The organism is Gemmatimonas sp. (genome assembly GCF_044345575.1).
GTDB lineage: Bacteria > Gemmatimonadota > Gemmatimonadetes > Gemmatimonadales > Gemmatimonadaceae > Gemmatimonas.
On sequence record NZ_JBIJAW010000184.1, the window covers coordinates 1 to 6558 of the forward strand.

General features: G+C 71.1%; 3 protein-coding genes and 1 pseudogene. 2 read left to right on the plus strand and 2 right to left on the minus strand.

Going from position 1 to position 6558, the window contains the following annotated elements; translation table 11 throughout:
* Positions 1 to 216: 216 nt before the first annotated feature.
* Positions 217 to 2067 carry a response regulator gene (locus ACIQ6O_RS11075; RefSeq protein WP_396207852.1) on the minus strand — a complete coding sequence of 617 codons (1851 nt, stop codon included), beginning with the start codon at positions 2065 to 2067 and terminating at the stop codon, positions 217 to 219.
* 498 nt (positions 2068 to 2565) lie between these two features.
* Positions 2566 to 3939, minus strand: coding sequence for a hypothetical protein (locus tag ACIQ6O_RS11080; RefSeq protein ID WP_396207853.1), 1374 nt, complete (start codon positions 3937 to 3939; stop codon positions 2566 to 2568).
* A gap of 103 nt (positions 3940 to 4042) precedes the next feature.
* Between ACIQ6O_RS11080 and ACIQ6O_RS11085 the strand changes: the two genes are divergently transcribed.
* Both ACIQ6O_RS11085 and ACIQ6O_RS11090 read left to right on the plus strand, forming a co-directional pair.
* Complete coding sequence (locus tag ACIQ6O_RS11085) at positions 4043 to 4630, plus strand: TetR/AcrR family transcriptional regulator (protein WP_396207854.1); 588 nt, start codon at positions 4043 to 4045, stop codon at positions 4628 to 4630.
* A 28-nt stretch (positions 4631 to 4658) separates the two neighbouring features.
* Positions 4659 to 6558, plus strand: a pseudogene (locus tag ACIQ6O_RS11090) (hypothetical protein); the annotation flags it as partial.

Sequence of the window (6558 nt, forward strand, 5' to 3'; positions counted from 1 at the left end):
TACGACACGCGTGCACAGGACCGGCACACCAAGTGCCTTGAGATACGCGCCGGGATGACCAAGGCTACTGGAAGGCCGTGGAGCGGTACATCGCCGAGCGATCGGAGGCCACCTTCACGCATAGCATCTGCAAGAGCTGCGGCCCCGCGCTCTATGGCGAATTCTGGCAGGACGACATGGCCTGACGGCGCGGTAGCGCACCCACGCCAAACCGCCCTACTGCAGGGCGAGCGCGATCGTGTCGCCGAGTTCCTTGCTGGTAAACGGCTTGGCTACGAGCGCCACCACACCAGGATGATCGGCGGTGGGGGTCAGCAGGCTGTCCGCGTGACCGGACATCATCACCACCGGCATCTGCGGGTGTGAGGCGCGCAATCGGTCGGCCAGCTGCCAACCGTCGAGCCCCGGCATGTGCACGTCCGACAGCACCAGCGCGACCGGTGGATCGATCGTCGGCAGCATCCCTTCCACCGCCAGCGGATCGCTGGTGCAGACCGCACGATACCCCATGCGCTCGAGCAGGCGACCGGTCGCCTGCAGCACCGCCGGTTCGTCGTCCACCACGAGGATCGCGTTCGCCGGCGAATCAGCCGGGGGAACCGGAGTAACGCCAGCGGTGACTGGAAGCGGTGTGGTCGCGGCCTCCGCGAGACGCCACTCGCCAGTTTGCACCGATGTGAGTGGACCGTCGTGTTCGGGCAGGAACACTTCGGCGCACGAACCGTCACCAACGCGGCTGCAGAGGCGGAGTATCCCGCCAAGGTCCTCCACGGTTTCCTGTACCGTCGCCAGCCCAAGGACCTCGACGTCATAACTGCCGGACGCGGCAATCGAGGCCCGAAGCGCAGTCATGGCCGTGGGGGTCATGCCTGCCCCATCATCGTGCACCTGAATCATCACCATGCGGTCGGCCGCGTCCGAGATCGCGCGGTCGGAAGAACCAAAGGTGATGCGGTGTGCGCCGGATGGTGGCTCGACGGCCATCGCGTGGCGATCACAGCTAACCACGGTGATGTTCACCGATCCACCCGGGGGGAGCGACTCGGCGGCGTTCGCGACGAGGAGCACCAGCAGTCGCTGGATTTCGGCCGCATCGGCCAGCACGTGCGTGCTGGCAACCGGCGTGAGTCGTAACTGGACCGACGTGGGCACCATCGCCCGAATGGCACGTACCGTCTCGGGCACTACGCGGGCGAGATCGATCGGGACGCGCGAGTCGGCGGTTGGACGCGCGAACTGCTGCGCTCGGCGCGTCAGGCCGCGCGCCTGATCGATGCCGGACACCATACGGTCGAGCAGCGCGGCACGCTCGCCATCATCCAGGGCGCCGTGGCGGAGCAGTTCGAGATCGCTCAGCAGGGGTTGCAGCAGGTTGTTCACGTCGTGCGCGATCGCCGTCGCGATGGTGCCAAGCGCGGCCAGCTGCTGCTGCCGGTCGGCCTCGCGTTCGGCCGCCTGACGCGCCTCTGCTTCGCGCGCGAGTCCCTTGAAGAGGGTGGCGATCGAGTACGACAGCAGCAACGTGATGGCCAAAAAGCTCGTCGATGAGGCCAGCCACGCATCGACATCGCCGGGCTGGCGGACCGGCCATAGCGCCGTGTTCGACACGAGCGTCGACCCGATCCAGGCAAGGAGCGCCGCCTCGAGGGCGAGCAGGCCGAGGCTCACGCGCACGGTGAAGAAGACGCTGGCCATGATCGGCGCCACCAGCAGCCAGACGTACCCCGAGGTGGTGGGGCCGAACCGCGTCAGCAGAAAGGCTCCCACAAGAAGCGACACGGCCAGGACGGTCCCCGCGCGCCAGGCAAAGGGGGCACGACGGGCGAACACGACCGTGAGCAGCAGCGCGTAGGCGATCGTATCGACCAGAATCACCGAACGATCGCCGGCGCTGACGGCCACGTACATGCCGGCCGCGTACGGTACCAACGCCAGCAGCGCGAATCCCGCCAAGGCGAGCGCCAGCATGCGGCGACGCCAGACACTCGCCGCCCGGCCGCGTGGCGGGGCAATCCAATCGAGCAGGGCGAGCAGGCGGGTGGGGACAGCGCCGGAGGAGGCAGGCATGACGCGCAGGAAGGGGGGCGGCGCTTTCGCGAAAAACGCGTCCGGGCTGACCGCGGGTTGAACAATCTTTCATGGCGGGCGGCGGAGCGCCAGAACCAGCAAAGCCCGCCCTGGCCTGGCCAGAATCAGCTGCGATGATCCGGGGACGGCCATCATGTCGTGCCCATTGATATCCGGGAGCGGCGCGACGACCTCCGGCGTGAGTCGGGGCGTCGTCGAGGCCCAGTCCGTGAGCCGATACCCCACGACGTCTTTCTGCGAGTCCGCCAGCTCCAGCGCTTTTCGGGCGTTGCGGACCCGATGTCGAGGATGAACAGTTCATCCAAGCCGCAGACGAGGACGTCTTGCGCCGCCAGCGGCAGCGGACGGAGTGCCGCGGCGAGGAGCGCGAACACGGCGAGGGATCGGGGCGTGCGCATGACGAAAATCTAGCCGCCGAAGCGACCCCTCATGCATGATCCCGTCGACGGCGTGCTTGCCGCTTCGACCGTCCCGTGACTACGGGCTCCCGACGCCGCCTGCCCCTACCAGATTCTGCCGCGGGTCGATGATCCGCAGCACCCCGTCGATCCCGGGCTGATTGAACCCCTTGAAGCCGTCGTTCCGCTCCAGGTTCTCCAGATGCGACCCGATCGCTCCGTGCAGCCGGAAGTCCTCCGCCTGATCCGGCGCAATCAGCGTCGCGCGCTCAAGGGCGTCCACCCGTGCCGGATCCACCGGCCACCACTCGCCCTGCGTGAGCGCCTGATACAGGTGCGGGAAGTCAGAGAAGGGCGGCATGAACGACACGCCCGCGGCCTCCAACCCCGCCTGCATCCGGACGTGATCATACATGCACTCCAGATGGTTGATCCCCGCCTCCAGGACCGACTCGCCGTGCAGCGCGCACCAGAGCCCCGCGCGCCGCAGGTACGGCAGCGGCTCCAGCGGGAGGTGCGCGAAGTCGATATCCAACTCCTCGGGGGCCAGATCGATGTCGGCGAAGATCACCGACCCGATCGCGGGCTGCTCGAGGATCTGCGATCCCCACCCGGCCGCGTGGCCGGCGTAGAACAGCTCGCGGCACTCGAACCCCAGGGCCTCGAGCACCGCCACGTTGCGGTGGAACCATCCGCGCGAGCTGTCATAGGTGTGGTGGTCCTGGTTAGCCCACCCGATCCCGTGCGCGTCCTGCCGCGCCTTCTGGATGCGCCCCGCGCGGTTGCGCGATTCCCAGTACTCGCGCTCGGCGCGCAGCCACAGCCAGCACGCCCAGTCCTGCCCCAGCGCCTCCACCGCCCGCGACACCAGCGCGTCGGTGTGGTCGTACCCCGCGCCAATGTCGTCGAAGGCCCGCCGCCGCGCGCGAAACGCCTGCAACTGCAACCGCGCCTCGCGCAGCTGCGCCGGTGACGGGTCGTGGGGCTCGAAACCCAGGGCGCCGCGCCGCTCGATCGCATCGAACGCGACCCCCGCTCCCGTCGCTGCGCGCACCCGCCGGAAGGGGGCGTGCATTGCCCCCTCCACCGGCGCGCTCAGCCCCTGCGCCACCACGAACTCGTGCGCGTATTCCACCTTGAACCCCACCGTGAGCCCCGGGCCACCGGAGAGCACAGCGGGGAACAGCCCGCTGGGGTTACGCAGGACCCCGGGCTGCGCGAGGTCGTCCTCCCACCCGGCCTCGCGGAACGACGCCACCAGCGCCGCATCGCCCACCCGAACATGGTCCAGCAGGTCGAGCATCCGGACGCCAAGGTCGTCCAGCAGCCGCTGCGCCAGCGCCGCCGCCTCGGGGGCCCGGGCCAGTGCGTCGTCCAGGACAGTACGCACCAGCAGGGCGGCGGCAGGCTGCGTGGTCCAGGTCCGGTGCGTGCGAAAGGGCGCGGGAAGCATGGGCGGTCGGTGGGAGGAAGGCGGCCGCCTCGGCGCGCTCGCGCCCGGCGGGTCTTGGCGTTATCATAACCGTCGTTATGAAAACCAGCAAACGGACCTCCCCGTGAGCCGCCCCCGCGGCGACCACGCGGAACGGCGCGAGGCCATCGCCCGCGCTGCCGCCGACGCGATCGCGACCAGCGGGCTCGAGCAGGTGACCCTGCGCGACATCGCCGCCGCGCTCGGCGTAACCACGGGCGTGATTACCCACTACTTCCCCTCCAAGGACGCCTTGGTGGCCTTCACCAAGGCGCAGGCGTTCGACCGGCACCTCGCGCGTGCGCGCGAGGCGGCGGCGGGCGCCGAGGGGATCGAGCGCCTGCATGCGGTGGTCGCCGAGCTGCTCCCGCTGGACGCCGAGCGCCGCACTAGCTGGCGCCTGCTAGTGGCGTTCCACGGCAGCGCCGTGGGATCGGCCGCCATGCGGCGCGCACACGACCGGCGCATGCGCGCCTGGTTCGCCTTCTTCGCCGAGTTGGTGGCGCCGCTGGGCGTCACCGACGCCGAGGCCACTGGCATGGCCGTCGCCCTCTTCGTGGAGGGAATGGCCGTCCACCTGGCCATGATGCAACCCCCGCGTCCGGCCCCCTGGCAGCGGGCCTTTGCCCGCACGCAGGTGGAGCGGCTCGTGGCCCCGACGACGACGCCGTGAGCCGTTCCCACATCGCGAGACCCGCCTCATGACCCTGATTCGCCGCACCGCTGCCCTGCTGCCGGGCCTCCTGACCGTCAGCAACGTGCTCTCCGCCTCTCCCGCGGCGGCGCAAGGCGCGCCCCCGCTGCGCACGGTGGCGTTCACCACCACGGAAGGCACCTGGATGTCCCTCGACGTCACCCGGGACGGGAGTACGCTGCTCGTCGAGCTCCTCGGGGACATCTACGCGCTCCCGGTGGAGGGCGGGCGCACGCGGCCGCTGCTTGCCGGCCGCGCCTTCCAGTCGCAGCCGCGCGTCTCCCCCGACGGGGCGCGCATCGCTTACATCAGCGACGGCAGCGGCTCCGACAATGTGTGGGTGGCCAACCTCGACGGCAGCAATGCGCGACAGGTGACGCGCCTGCCGCGCGCGGGGATGCTTTCGCCGTCGTGGACCCCCGACGGCGAGTCGGTGGTGGTCACCGTGACCGATCCGTTCGTTACCCGCACGGCGGAGCTGTGGCGCTATCGCGTGGATACCGGCGAGGGCGTGCGGGTGCAGGAGAACACCAACGGGCTGCCGGCGCCGCTCGTCTCCGCCCCCCTCCCCGGCCCCTACGGCGCGTGGCCGTCCCCCGACGGGCGGCACGTCTGGTTTGCCTCCGTCACACCGCGCCCCTACGGAAGCCGCAACGGCGCCGGCAGCACCATTCAGCGCGTCCCCTTGGCGGGCGGCCCCGCCGAGTCCGTGCTGGTGGAGGGGACGCCCGCCATGAAGCCCATGCTCTCCCCCGACGGCGCCACGCTGGTATACGGCACCACGCGCGAGGGGCGCACGGGGCTCAAGGCGCGGACCCTCGCCACCGGCACGGAGCGGTGGCTCGCCTACCCGGTGGATCGCCACCAACTGGAAGCACGCGCCTCGCGCGACCTGCTCCCCACCGCGGCCTTCTCGCCGGACGGCCGCTGGTTGTACGCGGCGTTCGGCGGGCGCATCCACCGGCTCGGGGTGCGCGATGGCTCCGACACCATCATCCCCTTCTCCACCGACGTGTCCTTGGAGGTGGTGCCGACCATCCGCGTGGCGCACCGGGTGGACACCGGCGCGGTGCGCTCGCGCCGCGTGCAGCAGCTGGCCACCGCCCCCGACGGGCGCACGGCCTTCTCGACGCTGGGGCGCCTGTGGGTCACCGAGCGGGCGGGCGGCCCCGCGCGCCGGCTCACCGCCACGCCGCGCGCGCGGGAGTTCATGCCCGCCTGGTCCCCCGATGGCCGCTGGGTCGCGTACGTGACGTGGGACGAGGAGGGCGGCGCGCTGTGGAAGGCGCGCGCGGACGGCGGTGCGCCGCCGGTGCGTCTGACCACGGTACCGGCGCTCTGGATCTCGCCGTCGTGGAGCGCCGACGGCCGTACGATCACGGCCGTCACCGCGCCGCTCCGCTCCAGCCTTCTGGCGCCGCCGGGAGTGGCCCCCGCGGACGCGCAGCGCGCGGAGGTCCCCGCCGCGGGCGGTGCGCCGCGCTTGCTGGGGGCAGCACCACGCGGTCCGGCAGCGGGCGCCGGTGGCGCGGTGACGGCACCGCCAGTGCCCGGGGCCTCACCGCTGCCGGAGGTGTCGCTCCCGCGCGCGCAGGCGTCCGGCACGGTGGTCCTGCGCGGCGCGACGGTGATCACCATGCGTGGGGACGAGCGCCTGCCCAACGCCGATGTGACCGTCACCAACGGGCGCATTGCCGCCATTGGGCCCCGCGGTACCGAGGCCGCGCCCGCTGGCGCGCGCGTGATCGACATGGCCGGGAAGTTCATCATCCCCGGGCTGGTGGACCTGCACGCGCACTGGTTCGCCTCGGGGCCGCTGCTGCAGCCGGAGTCGTCCAACGGCTTCGCCAACTTCGCCCTCGGCGTCACCACCATCCGCGACCCGCAGAACACCCCCGACTTCCTGG